Here is a 14,792-nt window from a genome sequence, read left to right as displayed (position 1 = left end):
ATTGAAACGCGGCAAGCCTGCAACGATGGTTTGCTACAATGGCCGGAAACGACACCACTCCTTTCCTAAAAGATCATGAAACCAACCAACGTCTGGTCCAAAGAGTCCCTGGCTGCCGCCTTGCTGTGCGCCGCCGCCGGCCTGGCTGCCCCGCTGGCCGTGGCGCAGCAGCCCCAGCAGGCGCCTTCCGCCCAGCCGGCGCCGCCGCCCGAACTGGAAAAGCTGGAAGAAGGCGAGCCGCCGGCCGTGACCATCCGCAAGCCCGGCGATGATGGCAAGGGCAGCGGCAACAGCATCAAGGAACACCGCGACCACGGCCAGACCAAGGAAATCGAGGTCAAGTCCGGCCCCAGCACCTATTACCTGCGCCCCAACCAGAACCTCGGCAGCTCCACGCCGGGCGATGCCCAGAGCGGCCCGCCGACCAATGCCCAATGGAAGGTCGGCGAGTTCGACTGGGGCGTCAAGAAGAAGCCCGACGGCAGCGGCAACGACAGCGGCGACGCCAACGCAAAGTAAGCACCTCCTGCATCGATAGCCGGTGCGCCTTCGATTACGCCGCCAACGCGGCTGCCCAGCCCGAACGGCTTTGATGGACGACCGTTCGGACTGAGCAACGGCAACGCCGCGTATCGCAGGCGCGCCGACGACTTTAAAGCACCACTTCTTTCTCTTTCGTCATGGCAGTCTTTACACCGGTCAGTCTTGAACAGCTCTCCGACTGGATCAAGCAATTCCCGCTCGGCAAAGCCACCTCGATCAAGGGCATCTCTTCCGGCATCGAGAACAGCAACTTCTTCATCGGCACCGAGCGCGGCGAGTACGTGCTGACCCTGTTTGAAAAACTGCATATCGAGCAATTGCCGTTCTACCTGGAACTGATGCGCCACCTGGCGCAGCGCGGCATCCCGGTGCCGGCGCCGGTTCCCAACGACCGCGGCGCCATCGCCAACCTGCTCAACGGCAAACCGGCGGCCATCGTCAGCAAGCTGGAAGGCGAATCGCAACTCGATCCGCAACCGGTGCACTGCGCCTCGCTGGGCGACATGCTGGCGCGCATGCACATGGCGGCCCAGGACTTCAAGATCATGCAACCCAACCTGCGCGGCCTGGCGTGGTGGCTGGAAACCACGCCGGCGGTGCTGCCTTTCCTGCCGGCCGAACTGGGACGCCTGCTGGCCGACGAGGTGCAATACCAGAAGGACTTCGCCGCCACCGCCGCCTACCGCGCCCTGCCGCGCGGACCGGTGCACGCCGACCTGTTCCGCAACAATGCGATGTTCACCGGCGACCGGCTCTCCGGCATCTTCGACTTTTACTTCGCCGGCTGCGACACCTGGCTGTTCGACCTGGCAGTGACGGTCAACGACTGGTGCGTGGACCTGGACAGCGGCGCGCTCGATCTCGAACGCACCGAGGCCATGCTGGCGGCCTACCGCGCGGTGCGGCCGTTCTCCGAGGCCGAGCGCCAGGCCTGGCAACCGATGCTGCGCGCGGCCGCGCTGCGCTTCTGGCTGTCGCGCCTGTTCGACTACTACATGCCGCGTGAAGCCGAAATGCTCACGCCGCATGACCCGACGCATTTCGAACGCATCCTGCGGCTGCGCATCGGGGAGGCGCCGCCTCCCCTGCAGCTCCCCTGACAAGTGAGCGATTCAGCAAGCGATATGGAAAAAATTCCCGCAAAAGACGGCTGGCTCTGGGTCAAGCAAGGCTTCGCGCTGTTTCGCAAGCAGCCGGCCGAGATGTCCACGCTGTTCCTGACCTACATGTTCCTGATGCTGGCGCTGGGCCTCATCCCGGTGTTCGGCCAGATCCTGCCGCTGATCCTGATCCCGCTGTTTGCGATGCCGTTCATGCAAGCCTGCGTGCAGATCGAAAAGGGCCAGCGCGTCTATCCCAACCTGCTGCTGGTCGCTTTCCGCGATCCGGCGCGCAACACCCTGCTCAAGCTGGGCCTGCTGTACCTGCTGGCCGCCACGCTGGCGGTCGCCGCATCCGCGCTGGCCGACGGCGGCATCTTCTGGAAAGCCATGATGGGCGGCGGCCTGGAAGCCAAGGACCTGGAGAGCGCCGCCGGCAGCATGCGCATGGCCATGCTGGTTGCCGCCGCGCTGTACGTGCCGGCCGCCATGGCCTTCTGGTACGCGGCGCCGCTGATCATGTGGCAAAAGATGCCGCTGGGCAAGGCGCTGTTCTACAGCTTCTTCACCGTGCGCCGCGCCGGCGCCGCCTTCCTGCTGTATGCGCTGGCCTGGATCGTGATCGCGATCATGGTGCCCACGCTCATCAGCCTGGTCATCAGCCTGCTGACCGGCAGCATCAACGCCGTCATCTTTATCCTGCTGCCAATCTCGATAATATTGACGGTAGTCATGTACTGCTCTTTCTACCCGACATACACTGCCGTCTTCGGAAAACCCCAGAACGGGTCCAACGACCCGGCACAGGCAGCAGACCAGCCCTACTAAGCCTCTGGCGTTCACACCGGGAAGGTGAACGCCAGCGGCATGCGCCACCCGCGCTTGGCGGTTTTCATCCAGAAAACAGAACTTCTCTGCACGGGAGCAACAGATGCGCATGAACATGCCGGTCAGCGGCGTGGAACGCCTGCTGGTCGATGGCAAGGCGATCGTTTCAAAGACCGACCTCAAGGGCAATATCACCTACGTCAACCCCTACTTCATCGAGATCAGCGGTTTCGAGGAAGAAGAATTGCTGGGCGCGCCGCAAAACCTCATCCGCCACCCCGATATGCCCGGCGCAGCCTTTGCCGACATGTGGGCCACCATCAAGGGCGGCACGCCCTGGACCGGCCTGGTGAAGAACCGCAGCAAGAACGGCGACCACTATTGGGTATGCGCCAACGTCACCCCCATCCGTGAAAACGGGCAGGCGGTCGGCTACATGTCGGTCCGCACCAAGCCCGAGCGCGCCGCGGTGGCTGCCGCCGAACAACTCTATGCGTCGATCCGACGCGGCAAGGCCAAAGGCATTGCCTTGCATCGCGGGGAAGTGGTGCGCACCGGCCTGGCCGGCTGGATCGGCAAACTGGCGCGCATCCGGCTCGGCACTCGCATCAACCTGTGCATGGCTTCCATGCTGGCCATCCAGCTGGCGGTGATGTTCGCCAGCTTCGCAACCCTGCGCCAATGGTGGATCGGCGGCCTGGCCGCGGCGTCCGGCTTGATCAGCATAGCGCTGTGGCTGGCCCTGCGCGGCGCGCTGATCAAGCCGCTGCGCCAGGCGCTCGATGTCACCCATGCGATTACCGGCGGCGACCTGTCCTCGCGCATCGACACCGGCCGGCATGACGAACTGGGCCAACTGCTGGGCGCGCTGCGCCAGATGAACGTCAACCTCACGGCCATCATCGGCGACGTGCGCGCCAACGTGGAAAGCATCAATGTCGCCACGCATGAAATCGCAACCGGCAACCAGGATCTGTCGCGCCGCACCGAAGCGCAGGCGGCCAACATCGAGGAAACCGCCTCGAGCATGCAGCAACTGGCCTCGACCGTGAAGCAAAACGCCGAACACGCGCTGCAGGCCAACCAGCTGGCCGGCTCGGCCTCGTCGATCGCGACCAAGGGCGGCGACGTGGTGGCCAGCACCGGCGCCACGATGAACGAGATCAGCGACTCTTCCAACAAGATCGTCGACATCATCGGCCTGATCGACAGCATCGCCTTCCAGACCAACATCCTGGCCCTGAACGCCGCGGTGGAAGCGGCCCGCGCCGGGGAACAAGGACGCGGCTTCGCGGTGGTGGCCTCTGAGGTGCGCAGCCTGGCGCAACGTTCGGCGGGCGCCGCCAAGGAGATCAAGAAGCTGATCGACGATTCGGTGGAAAAGGTCGCGGTGGGCAACCGCCAGGTCGAGGACGCGGGCAACACCATGCGCGAGATCGTCAACTCGGTGCAGCGCGTGTGCGGCATCATGGGCGAAATCAGCGAAGCCACGCTGCAGCAAAGCGCTGGCATCGGCCAGGTGCACGAAGCGGTGACGCAGATGGATGCCGGCACCCAGCAAAACGCGGCGCTGGTGGAACAGGCGGCGGCAGCGGCGGCCAGCCTGGAAGAGCAGACCATGCGGCTGCTGCAGGCGGTATCGGTATTCAAGTTCAGCAAGAAGTAAACCGGTACGGCATCAAGACCAACGCCACCGGCTCCTGACTTCGGCCAGGACCGGTGGCGTTTTTAGAACCTATTCAAAGTATCGACGGATTTCAGCCGCCCGCTTCCCCCTGCAAGGGCGGATACGGCGCGTAGATGTCGCGATAGCGCCGCAGCCTCACCAGCAACGCGACATGCCGGCGCGCATCCGGCGCGAACGACGCCAACTGTTCCGGCTTGCGGCAGACCTGCGCCTCTTCGCCGCCATCGGCCAGCCAGGCCAGGCGCGCCGCGCCCAATGCCCCGCCGGCTTCGCTGCCGACATGGGTGACGATGCGCACGTTGAGCGCGTCGGCAATCAGTTGCGCCCAGTAGGCGCTGCGCGCGCCGCCGCCCACCAGCGAGAGCTGGCTGACATCGGTGCCGGCCGCGCGCAGCGCATCCAGGCCGTCGACCATGCCGAAGGCCACGCCTTCCAGTACCGCGTAGCCCAGCGCGGCGCGCTGGTGGTCCGGCGACAGGCCGTGGAACACGCCCAGCGCATAAGGATCATTGTGCGGCGTGCGCTCGCCCGACAAGTACGGCAGGAACAAGGGCGCGTTGGCCAGTTGCTCCGCATCGAGCTGCTCGATTTCGGCCAGCAGGTTTTTCTCGTCGACCGAACACAAGCGGCAGAACCAGCGCAGGCAACTGGCGGCCGACAGCATCACGCTCATCTGGTGCCAGCGTTGCGGCAGCGTGTGGCAAAAGGCATGGATGGCGCGCGCGGGATTGGGACGGAAGCGGTCGTTGACCACGAACAGCACCCCCGACGTGCCCAGCGAGAGGAAGCCATCGCCCGGATTGACCGCGCCGATGCCCACCGCGCTGGCGGCGCCGTCGCCGGCGCCGCCAGCCACGATCACGCCCTCCTTCAGCCCCCAGGCCCGCGCTACTGCCGGCAGCAACGTGCCGGATGCGGCGCTGCCATCCACCAGCGCCGGCATCTGGTCGCGCCGCATGCCGCTGGCGGCCAGCAGTTCATCGGACCAGTTGCGCCCTTCCACATCCAGCCACAAGGTGCCAGCCGCATCCGACGGGTCGGACACCTTGCGCCCGGTCATCTGCAGCCGCAGCCAGTCCTTGGGCAGCAGCACGGTGGCGATGCGGGCAAACAGCGCCGGCTCATGGCGCGCCACCCACATCAGCTTGGGCGCGGTAAAACCGGGCATGGCCAGGTTGCCGGCGATGCCGTGCAGGCGCGGCGCGCGCCGGCTCAGCTCGGCGCATTCCGGCGCGCTGCGAGAATCGCTCCACAGGATGGCCGGGCGCAGCACATGGTTGTCTTCATCCAGCAGCACGGCGCCGTGCATCTGGCCCGACAGGCCGATGGCGCGCACGCCGGCAAAACGCTCCTCCCCCAGCTGCGCACGCAGCTTGGCCACGGTATCGCAGGCAGCCTGCCACCAGTCGGCCGGCGCCTGTTCCGACCAGCGCGGATGCGGGCGCGACACGTTCAGCGCGCTGCCGGCCAGCGCCAGCAATGCACCGTCGGCGCCGATCACTACCGCCTTGACTTCCGACGTACCCAGGTCGATACCGAGATACATGGCGCTCCTCTTTTTTCGTTGTGCGATGGGGGATTCTATCGTGGGCCATATTACGGCCTATTTTTTTCCTCGCGCCAGCCACTGCCCGACACGCTCCACGCCCTCGCGCACCAGGGCCAGCAGGCGCTCGTCGCCGGCCAGCTCGCCCCACAGTACCGCATCGTTGCAGAAGGCCCTGACCGGATCGGCCGCCGACAGCATGGCGCGCACGGCCGCCGGATCGAAGATGCCGTCCTGGTATGCGTAGGGCAACTTCCCTGCGTTCCAGCGCTGCAGGAACACGAAGAACAGCGCCGGCAGCATGGCCGTGGCGCGCGGCGCGCGGCCAGCCGCCAGGCTCTCCTGCAGCGTCGGCCGGATGAAGCCCGGGATCTTGGAATAGCCGTCGGCGGCGACGCGCTGGTTGGTGTCCTGGATGGCCGGATTGCCGAAGCGCGCCAGCGTGGTGTCGCGATAGGCGGCCAGGTCGAGCGGGCTGGGCGTCAGGCACGGGATCACGTCCTGCGTGACGTAATCGTAGGCCATCTGGCGGATGTCGTCGCGCAGCGTGCCCTCGTGGATGTACTGTAACCCGGCCAGCGTGCCGGCCCAGGCGATGCAGCTATGGCTGGCGTTGAGGATGCGGATCTTGGCCTCTTCATAGGGCAGCACCGATGCCACCATCTCGACGCCGGCCCGCTCCAGGCGCGGGCGGCCGGCCTTGAAGTCGTCCTCGATCACCCACTGGATGAAGGATTCGCCCATCAGTGCGCAGGGGTCGTCCATGCCGATGACGGCCTTGACGCGCTCGGCCACGGCCGGGGTCGGGCGCGGCGTGATGCGGTCGACCATGGCGTTGGGGCTGGTGGTGCAGCGCTCCACCCAGGCGGCCAGTTGCGCCTCGCCGCGCAGCGCTAGGAACTGCAGCAGGCCGTCGCGGAAGCGCTCGCCGTTGTGGCGCAGGTTGTCGCAGTTGAGCAGCGTCAGCCCGGCCTGCGCATGCGCGGCGCGGCGCGCCTGCAGGATCGCGGCGATGGCGCCATAGATGGTGCGCGGACGGCCGCTGCCGTCGAGCGCGCAGCGCAGGTCGTCGGCCAAGTCGATGTTGGCGGTATCGAGCCGGTGCTGGTGGTCGAGATAGTAGCCGCCCTCGGTCACGGTAAAGGAGATGATGCGGGTGCGCTCCTCGGCGCCGGCCGCGATCAGCTGCGTGAGCTGTTCATCCCAGGGGATGATGCGGCCGATGACGTCGATGGTCTGGTAGCTGCGCTCGCCCTGCGGGGTGACGGTTTCCAGCGTGTAGCGCCCGTGCTGGCGCGCCAGCGCCTCCAGCAGCGGCGCCATGTCGGCCCGGATGTTGGCCAGCGCCAGTTGCCAGCGGCGGTCGGCGCCGCTCTCGCGCAGGGCGTTGAGGTAGACCGCCTGGTGGGCGCGGTGGAAGGAGCCGGCACCGATGTGCAGCCAGGTCAGGCTGTCTTCGGCTTGCTCGTCCTGGATGGGGGTGGCGGTGCTTGTCATGCCGTGTCCTTGTTCGTTGCTGCGATGGTTCAGTGCGGCCTTGCGGATGCCGCTGCGGCCAGGCGCGGCAGCGCGCTGCCATCCTGGCGGAACAGGTGGCAGCGCGCCGGGTCGGCGGCCAGCCCGAGCATGCTGCCATGCGCCGGGTTGAGGCTGTCGGGCACGCGCAGGATCAGCGCTTCGTCGGCGCCGTCATAGGCCGCGTACAAGTAGGAGAAGTCGCCCAGCAGTTCCAGCGCCGTGCAGCGCGCCTGCAGCGCCGCCTGCCCCTGGGCGATACTGAGGTGTTCGGGGCGCACGCCCAGCGTCACCTGCTCGCCGGGCTGCAAGCCGGCGCCGTCGACCATCGCCAGTTGCTGGCCGCCGCCGGACAACTGCAGCAGCACGCCGCCGGCCTGCACCGACACGACCGTGCCGTCGATGAAGTTCATCTTGGGCGAGCCGATGAAGCCGGCCACGAAACGGTTGGCCGGATGATGGTACAGCTGCTGGGGCGAGCCGACCTGCTCGATGCGCCCCTCGGACAGCACCACGATCTTGTCGGCCAGCGTCATCGCCTCGATCTGGTCATGGGTGACGTAGATCATGGTGGTCTTGAGGTCGTCGTGCAGCCTGGCGAACTCCAGGCGCATCTTCACGCGCAGCGCGGCATCGAGGTTCGACAGCGGCTCGTCGAACAGGAACACGCTGGGTTGGCGCGTGATGGCGCGGCCGATCGCCACGCGCTGGCGCTGGCCTCCGGACAGCGCGCGCGGCTTGCGGTCGAGCAGGTGGTCGATGTGCAGGATCTTGGCGGCATGCTGCACGGCGGCGTCGATCTCTGCCCTGGACTTGCCCGCGATCTTCAGGCCGAAGGCCATGTTGTCGTACAGGCTCATGTGCGGGTACAGCGCATACGACTGGAACACCATCGCCACCCCGCGCTTGGCGGCAGGCACATCGTTCATGCGGCGCGCGCCGATATCGAGGTCGCCGTCGCTGATGTCTTCCAGGCCGGCGATCATGCGCAGCAGGGTCGACTTGCCGCAGCCCGAAGGGCCGACAAAGACCACGAACTCGCCGTCCTCGATCTCCAGGTTGATGTCGCGCATGACTTCGTTGTCTTCGTAGCGCTTGGCCAGGTTTCTGATGCTTACTGCTGCCATGTCGTTCTCCTTTGTTTCTATATTTGCTTCATATGAGAGTCGCTAACAAAACGCCGCCGGCAAGGAGGCGCAACGCCGCCAGCGGCGTTTTTAGCGGCTCTCAGCGCAGCCAGACCAGTTCGCAGATCAACTGCGGAAACTGCTTCATGTCGTCGAACACCTTGCTGGCGCCAGCCTCCAGCAACCGGCGCGCCATCGCCTTGCGGTCGTGCGCCACGCCGGTAAACCCCAGCACATGCATGCCGGCCGCCGCCGCCGCGCGCACCCCGGTGACGCTGTCGTCGACCGCCACGCAGCGAGCCGGCTCGATGCCGAAGCCGGCCGCGGCCGCCAGGTAGACGTCAGGCGCCGGCTTGGGCTGGCCAACGTCGTGCGCGCTGTAGATGCGTCCCTCGAACTGCGCGTACAGGCCGCAGCGGCGCAGCCCGCTCTCGATGCGCGGGGCGTCGCTGTTGCTGGCCACCGCGCGCGGCAGGCGGATCGCCTGCAGGGCTTCGGCGATGCCCGGCACCGGTTGCGCTTCCTCGCCGCAGGCGCGGCCGACGCTTTCATGCAGGCGCTCGACCTGCTGCGCGCTCAAGCCCAATGCGAATTCGGCATCGACCTCGGCCAGCAGCAGGTCGGTATACATGCCGAGGCGGTTGGCGATGGCCGCATGCAAGGCGGCGCTGCGGCTTTCCTCATCGGCCTGGGCGCCGGCAGCCGGCAGCAACGGCAACAGTTCGCGGTGCAGTACGCCCAGCGCGATGCTTTCGCTGTCGAGCAGCACGCCGTCGCAATCGCACACCAGGTGGGTGATGGCTTGCCGCGTCATCATCACTTCACCGCGCCGAAGGTCAGGCCGCGCACCAGCTGTTTCTGCGCCAGCCAGCCGAGCGCCATGATGGGCGCGATCGCCAGCAGCGAAGCGGCCGACAACTTGGCCCAGAACAGCCCTTCCGGATTGGAATAGGAGGCGATGAACACCGTCAGCGGCGCGGCATTGACACTGGTCAGGTTGAGGCTCCAGAAGGCCTCGTTCCAGGACAGGATGACCAGCAGCAGCGCCGTCGAGGCCAGGCCCGGCATGGCGGTCGGCAGCAGCAGGTAGACCATCTCCTGCCAGGCGTTGGCGCCGTCGATGCGCGCCGCTTCCAGGATCTCCTTGGGCACGTCGTTGAAGTAGGTGAAGGCCATCCACACCGCGATGGGCAAGTTGATCAGCGTGTAGATCAGGGTCAGGCCGGTGACGGTGTCGAGCATGCCGCTGTTCTTGGCCAGCAGGTAGATCGGGATCAGCACGCCCACCGCCGGCATCATCTTGGTCGACAGCATCCACAGCAAGAGTTTCTGCGTGCGCCCGGTCGGGAAGAAAGCCATCGAGTATGCGGCCGGCACCGCCAGCAGCAAACTCAGCACGGTCGAGCCCAGCGACACGATCAGCGAGTTCTGCACGAAGCCGAGGTAATGGCTGCGGCTGAAGACCTCGCGGAATGTGTCCAGCGTGGGCAGGAAGAGCAATGTCGGGCTATAGGCCTGGTGCTCGGTCTTGAAGGCGGTGATCGCCACCCAGAAGATCGGGAAGAACAGGACGATGGCGCAGCTCCACGCCAGGATGCCGACCCACCAGGGGCTTTTCTTTTGCGCGCTCATTTCTCGTTCGCTCCTTTGAGGTTCCTGGCCAGCATGCGCACCAGGAAGAAAGACACGATGTTGGCCAGCACCACGGCGATGATGCCGCCGGCCGAAGCGATGCCGATGTCGAACTGCTGCAGGCCGATGGAATAAACCAGGTAGGTCAGGTTGGTGGTGGCGGTGCCGGGACCGCCGGCGGTGGTGGTGAAGATCTCGGCGAAGACCGACAGCAGGAAGATGGTCTCGATCATGATCACCACCGTGATGGCGCGCTTCAAGTGCGGCAGCACGATGTAGAAGAAGATGCGCACCGGCCCGGCGCCGTCGAGCTGGGCGGCTTCCTTCTGGTCGTTGTCGAGCGACTGCAGCGCGGTCAGCAAAATCAGGAAGGCGAACGGTATCCACTGCCAGGCGACGATGACGATCACCGACAGCATCGGGTATTGGGCCAGCCAGTCGACCGGCTCCAGCCCGAGGTGGCGCATGACGAACGCCAGCATGCCGTAGACCGGGTGCATGATCATGTTCTTCCAGATCAGCGCGGCCACGGTGGGCATCACGAAGAACGGCCCGATCACCAGCAGGCGCGCGATGCCGCGGCCGCGGAATGGCTGGTCGAACAGCACCGCCAGCAGGGTGCCGCCGATCACGCTGATGGCCAGCACCGAACCGATCAGCAGCGCGGTATTGCCGATCGAGGGCCAGAACGCCGGGTCTTCCAGCAGGAACTGGTAGTTCTCCAGGCCGACGAAACCGGTCTGGTCGGGCGCCATCAGGTTGTAGCGGTTGACCGAGAACCAGATGGTCATGGCCAGCGGCACGATCATCCAGGCCAGCAGGATCAGCACCGACGGCGTTTGCAGCAGGCGGACGGGATTGAAGCGCTGCGGCGCGCTTGCGCGGCCGCCGGCCCTGGTGGCGCGCGGCGGCGTGCGGGGTGCGGAGGTCGGTTGGCTCTGCATGGCGGGAGGATGGATGGGATGGATCGATGGCATGGCGGCCTCGGCGAATCGGAGCAATCGGGACCGTCTGGCGCGGCGCATGTGCGCCAGGCCGGCCGGGAAGGCGGCGCGGCCGCTCCTTCGACATTCAGGCGTACGGAAGGAACGGGCCGCGTTGCGAGGGACTGCGTTGATGACGATGTTGAATTGCTTGCGTTACCTGAATTACTTGATGTAGCGGCCCTGGCGCATCATGCGCACGGCCTGGGCCTGCGCGGCGTCCAGCGCGGCATCCGGGGTGGTCTTGCCGGCCAGCGCGCCGGCGATGGCCTGCCCGGTCACGGTGCCGATCGACTGGAACTCGGGAATGGTCGCGAACTGCACGCCGGTATAGGGCACCGGCTTGACGGTCGGGTTGTTGGCGTCGGCGGTCTGGATCGCATCGAGCACGAAATCGGAGAACGGCGACACTTTCTTGTACTCGGCCGACGCGTAGGTCGAGCTGCGGGTGCCCGGCGGCACCAGTGCCCAACCGCTGTCCTTGGCGACCAGGTTGATGTATTCCCTGGAAGTGGCCCAAGCGGCGAACTTCCTGGCGGCATCCTGCGACTTGGAGGACTTCGGCACCGCCAGCGACCAGATCCACAACCAGTGCGAACCCTTCTCGGTCGCGGCGATCGGCGCCGGCGCGAAAGCGGTCTTGTCGGACACCTTGGAATCCTTGCCGTGGTAGAGCATGCCGGCCGCCACCGTGGCGTCCACCCACATGCCGCACTTGCCGCTGGAGAACAGTACCAGGTTTTCATTGAAGCCGTTGGAGCTGGCGCCCGGCGGACCGTACTTGCGCATCAGGTCGACATAGAAGGCGACCGCCTGCTTCCATTCCGGCGACGACAGCTGCGGCTGCCATTTCTCGTCGAACCAGCGGCCGCCCCAGGCGTTGGCCATGGTGGTGAGGATCGCCATGTTCTCGCCCCAGCCGGCTCGACCGCGCAGGCAGATGCCATAGACGCCCTTGGCCGGGTCGTGCAGTTGCGCGGCCAGCTTGGCGACTTCATCCCAGGTCGGCTGCTTCGGCATGGTCAGCTTCTTTTGCTCGAACAGGTCCTTGCGGTAATAAGTCATCGAGCTTTCGGCATAGAACGGCAGCGCGTACAGCTTGCCGTCCACCGTCAGGCCCTCGCGCACCGGCTTGATCAGGTCGGCCTCGTCGTAGTCGGCCGGCAAGCCGGTCATCGGCGCCAGCCAGCCCTTCTTGGCCCAGATCGGCGCTTCATATGCGCCGATGGTCATCAGGTCGAACTGGCCGCTGTTGGTGGCGATGTCGGTGGTCAGGCGCTGGCGCAGCACGCTTTCTTCCATCGTGACCCAGCGCAGCTTGATGTCGGGGTTGGCTTTTTCGAACTGCGGCGCCAGCTTCTGCAGCTCGATCATGTCGGGATTGTTGATCGACGCGATGTTCAGGGTGACCGGTTCGGCCTGGGCCGCGACGGACAGGAACAGCGCGGAAACGACGACGGCGACCGCGCTCAGGCGAACGCCGCAACGGGCAGTGATACAGCGGGCAATGCTATGCATGCTTGTCTCCATAGTTTTATGGGCCGCCGGCTCACTTCCCCCGGGCGCCGGGCAAGCTTGCGCGCCTGGCTGTCGTGCGTATTCCGAACGGCTGGTTTTGAGCTTTTTTTATTTTTGTGAGCAAATAATCAGACATCGGGCAAAACTTGTCAAGCATTTGCAATTTAATTGAGCAAATGCCCAAACTTGTGAATAATGGAATCCCGGGACTCGCCGTAAAATGGCGCCCGCGACACCGGACAAACTGTTCCAGGAACCTGCCCGGGATCCAAGACCACCACCGCATCACCAACATAGCTGCCGCCCATGCCGCGGTACACGAGGAGAATATGTCATCTGGCGCATCCAAACTCGACCTGGCCGCACGCGCCGCCTGGATGTATTACGTGGCGGGCAACACCCAGAATGAAATCGCGGAACGGCTGGGCATCTCGCGCCAGATGGCGCAGCGCATGGTGGCCTACGCCGGCGCCGCCAACCTGGTGAAGGTGCAGATCACCCATCCGGTCTCGTCCTGCCTGGAACTGGCGCAAGGCCTGCAGGAGCGTTACGGCTTGCAGGTATGCCGCGTGGTGCCGGGCGCCGGCGGCAGCGACAATCCCAACGAATCGCAGGAAGTGCAGCAGATGCTGGCCGTGGCCGGGGCCGAACTGATGGACCAATACCTCAGCTCGGCCACGCCGCTGGTGGTCAACGTCGGTTCCGGCCGCACGCTCAAGGCCGCCATCGAGAAGATCGCCGAGATCGACCGCCCGCAGCACCAGATCGTGTCCATGATCGGCGCCTTCGCCGCGGACGGCTCGGCCAACCGCTATGACGTGGCGCTGCAGGCGGCCGAGAAATTGCAGGCGCGCTTCTACCTGCTGCCGGCGCCGCGCGTGGCCGAGAGCGAAAGCGACCGCAAGCAATGGTGCAACCACCGCGCCTACAAGATCGTCACCGGCCTGGCCGAACGCGCCGACGTCACCTTCCTCGGCATCGGCACCATCGCCCTGCAGGGTGCGATGCACGAAGACGGCTTCATCGACGACGCCGAGGTCGCGCAGTTGCAGCAGCAAGGCGCGGTGGGCGAAATGATCTGCCACGCCTTCGATGCCGAAGGCCGCATGCTGGCCTCGGCGCTGGCCGCCCGCATCACCACGCCGCCGCTGGCGGCGCGCCCGCAGCGTCCGGTGATCGCCTTCGCCGGCGGCAGCAAGAAAATCGAAGCGGTGCGCGCGGCGCTGCGCGGCGGCTGGCTGACCGGGCTGGTGACCGATGAGGTGTGCGCGCGCCATGCCTTGCAGGATGGCTGAACCCCGCCCGCGCACATTACATTCCGGAGACACCGCATGACCCAGCCCGCACAATTCGTCGTATTCGGCGAAGCCCTGACCGACTTCATCCGCCAGAGCGACGGCCAATGGCGCGCCATGCCCGGCGGCGCCTGCTGGAACGTGGCGCGCGCGGCTGCGCGCCTGGGCGTGCCGACCGGCTATGCCGGCAGCGTCAGCACCGATGTGTTCGGCCAGGAACTGCACGCGCTCACGCGCGAAGCCGGGCTCGACATGCGCTTCACCCAGCAGTACGCCAAGGCGCCGCTGCTGGCGATGGTCACCTCCACCACCCCGCCCGATTACTTCTTCATCGGCGACGACAGCGCCGACCTCCACTTCAATCCTGAACGCCTGCCGAGCGGCTGGATGGATCAGGTGCGCGTGCTGCACTTCGGCTGCATCAGCCTGGCCCGCGAACCGCTGGCCTCGCGCCTGCTTCAAGTGGCCAAGGCCGGCGCCATGCGCGGCAAGAAGATCGCCTTCGACCCCAACTGGCGCAAGCTGATGGACAGCCCGTCCTACCGCATCCTGCTGCGCGAATTGCTGGCGCTGTCGGATTACGTCAAGGTCTCGGACGAGGACCTGGAAAGGCTGTTTCCCGGCGACGGCAACGCGCTGGCCACGCTGCAGGACATGGCGCCGAAGGCCGAGATCCTGCTCACGCTGGGCGCACAGGGCATGCGCTGGATCAAGGGGGAACAGGTGGTGCAACAGCCGGCCTACAAGGTCGAGGTGGTCGATACGGTGGGTTGCGGCGACGCCTCCATGGGCGGCTGGATCGCCAGCCAGTTGCGCCAGCCGGACGCGCCGGCGCAAGTCCACCTGCAATGCGCGGCGGCCGGTGCGGCGATCGCAGCCTCCAAGCCAGGCGCCTATGCCGCGACCTGGGATGAGGTGCAGGCGATGATAGAACGCGGTTGAGGCAACCCTGCCGCGAACGCATCGGCGCTGGCGCATTTTTACGATTTTCTTGTATCCGCCCCGACACCGGATGTCG

12 protein-coding genes and 1 pseudogene are annotated in these 14,792 nt (G+C 66.0%); 6 read left to right on the top strand and 7 right to left on the bottom strand.

Annotated features, from left to right (window positions below):
• Positions 1 to 75: 75 nt before the first annotated feature.
• The 4 genes from FB598_RS11360 (at position 76) to FB598_RS11345 (ending at position 4,137) form a co-directional block, all read left to right on the top strand.
• Positions 76 to 519, top strand: coding sequence for a hypothetical protein (locus tag FB598_RS11360; RefSeq protein WP_141914569.1), 444 nt, complete (start codon positions 76 to 78; stop codon positions 517 to 519).
• Positions 520 to 680: 161 nt separating this feature from the next.
• Positions 681 to 1,643 (top strand): homoserine kinase, encoded by a 963-nt coding sequence (locus tag FB598_RS11355; RefSeq protein WP_141914570.1) that lies wholly within the window; start codon positions 681 to 683, stop codon positions 1,641 to 1,643.
• 24 nt (positions 1,644 to 1,667) lie between these two features.
• A complete protein-coding gene (locus FB598_RS11350; RefSeq protein WP_141914571.1) occupies positions 1,668 to 2,471 on the top strand; it encodes a BPSS1780 family membrane protein in 804 nt (267 codons plus the stop codon).
• A 103-nt stretch (positions 2,472 to 2,574) separates the two neighbouring features.
• The gene (locus FB598_RS11345; protein ID WP_141914572.1) at positions 2,575 to 4,137 is read left to right on the top strand and encodes a PAS domain-containing methyl-accepting chemotaxis protein; all 1,563 of its coding nucleotides are present in this window, start codon (positions 2,575 to 2,577) and stop codon (positions 4,135 to 4,137) included.
• Between the two features lie 91 nt (positions 4,138 to 4,228).
• Here the strand turns inward: FB598_RS11345 and xylB are convergent, their stop codons facing one another.
• The 7 genes and pseudogenes from xylB to FB598_RS11310 all read right to left on the bottom strand — a co-directional run bounded on the left by xylB (position 4,229) and on the right by FB598_RS11310 (position 12,335).
• The gene (xylB, locus tag FB598_RS11340) at positions 4,229 to 5,704 is read right to left on the bottom strand and encodes a xylulokinase (RefSeq protein ID WP_141914573.1); all 1,476 of its coding nucleotides are present in this window, start codon (positions 5,702 to 5,704) and stop codon (positions 4,229 to 4,231) included.
• Positions 5,705 to 5,761: 57 nt separating this feature from the next.
• Positions 5,762 to 7,201 carry a D-arabinitol 4-dehydrogenase gene (dalD, locus tag FB598_RS11335; RefSeq protein ID WP_141914574.1) on the bottom strand — a complete coding sequence of 480 codons (1,440 nt, stop codon included), beginning with the start codon at positions 7,199 to 7,201 and terminating at the stop codon, positions 5,762 to 5,764.
• A gap of 29 nt (positions 7,202 to 7,230) precedes the next feature.
• Positions 7,231 to 8,346: an ABC transporter ATP-binding protein gene (locus FB598_RS11330; RefSeq protein ID WP_141914575.1), complete on the bottom strand. Its 1,116-nt coding sequence runs from the start codon at positions 8,344 to 8,346 to the stop codon at positions 7,231 to 7,233.
• 100 nt (positions 8,347 to 8,446) lie between these two features.
• A complete protein-coding gene (locus FB598_RS11325) occupies positions 8,447 to 9,163 on the bottom strand; it encodes an HAD family phosphatase (RefSeq protein ID WP_141914576.1) in 717 nt (238 codons plus the stop codon).
• Positions 9,163 to 9,945: pseudogene (locus FB598_RS11320) on the bottom strand (carbohydrate ABC transporter permease); the annotation flags it as partial. The gene FB598_RS11325 and the pseudogene FB598_RS11320, both read right to left, overlap by 1 nt.
• A gap of 29 nt (positions 9,946 to 9,974) precedes the next feature.
• Positions 9,975 to 10,955: a carbohydrate ABC transporter permease gene (locus tag FB598_RS11315; protein ID WP_141914578.1), complete on the bottom strand. Its 981-nt coding sequence runs from the start codon at positions 10,953 to 10,955 to the stop codon at positions 9,975 to 9,977.
• Positions 10,956 to 11,126: 171 nt separating this feature from the next.
• Positions 11,127 to 12,335 carry a sugar ABC transporter substrate-binding protein gene (locus FB598_RS11310; protein ID WP_255464018.1) on the bottom strand — a complete coding sequence of 403 codons (1,209 nt, stop codon included), beginning with the start codon at positions 12,333 to 12,335 and terminating at the stop codon, positions 11,127 to 11,129.
• 473 nt (positions 12,336 to 12,808) lie between these two features.
• Here FB598_RS11310 and FB598_RS11305 point away from each other — a divergent pair, with 473 nt between their 5' ends.
• Complete coding sequence (locus tag FB598_RS11305; RefSeq protein ID WP_141914580.1) at positions 12,809 to 13,774, top strand: sugar-binding transcriptional regulator; 966 nt, start codon at positions 12,809 to 12,811, stop codon at positions 13,772 to 13,774.
• A 36-nt stretch (positions 13,775 to 13,810) separates the two neighbouring features.
• Positions 13,811 to 14,716, top strand: a complete 906-nt coding sequence (locus FB598_RS11300) for a carbohydrate kinase (RefSeq protein WP_141914581.1) — start codon at positions 13,811 to 13,813, stop codon at positions 14,714 to 14,716.
• Positions 14,717 to 14,792: the final 76 nt, after the last annotated feature.

The organism is Herbaspirillum sp. SJZ106, assembly GCF_006715495.1.
GTDB lineage: Bacteria > Pseudomonadota > Gammaproteobacteria > Burkholderiales > Burkholderiaceae_D > Herbaspirillum.
The sequence above is the reverse complement of the archived record's forward strand: the minus strand, read 5'-3'. Positions and strand labels throughout refer to the sequence as shown.